This window comes from Ancylomarina sp. 16SWW S1-10-2 (assembly GCF_009669305.1).
Lineage (GTDB): Bacteria > Bacteroidota > Bacteroidia > Bacteroidales > Marinifilaceae > Ancylomarina.
On sequence record NZ_SADB01000219.1, the window covers coordinates 1 to 454 of the forward strand.

Below are 454 nucleotides of genomic sequence, written 5' to 3' on the forward strand. Positions count from 1 at the left end.
ATTAAAGTCTTCTGTATAGGCTTCGTTGTTGAGCTATTGTATCTGCAGCTAGGCGTATTAGTTAGGTCTGATGGTAGTGTGCTACCACCCGTTTGGTTGTTATTACTTTGGGTGATGTTTGCAACTACCTTATTTTTTAGCCTGTCGTGGTTAAGAACAAAATTATATGTTGCTGCGGTATGTGCGGCCATTTCGGCACCGTTGAGCTATCTTGCTGGTACTCGTTTACATGACTTGATGGCCTTGAATACATCGGTATTTTTTAGCTTATTGGTGATAGCCATTACATGGGCAATATTGCTGCCCATTTTATTATGTTGGCTAGTTGCTGATGATGTGAATCAGCGATGATGTGAATAGCGGTTCATCAGTGGCGCAGTGTAAAGTGCTTATTAGGAGGCATTGTGTTTTTTCGTGGAGTTGTGATTGCTTTGTGCTGTTTTTTCAGTGTGAG

1 protein-coding gene is annotated in these 454 nt (G+C 41.4%); it reads left to right on the forward strand.

The window, feature by feature from the left end:
- On the forward strand, positions 1-351 hold a 351-nt coding region (locus EMN46_RS19035; RefSeq protein WP_154202601.1), incomplete at its 5' end, for a DUF2878 family protein.
- Positions 352-454: the final 103 nt, after the last annotated feature.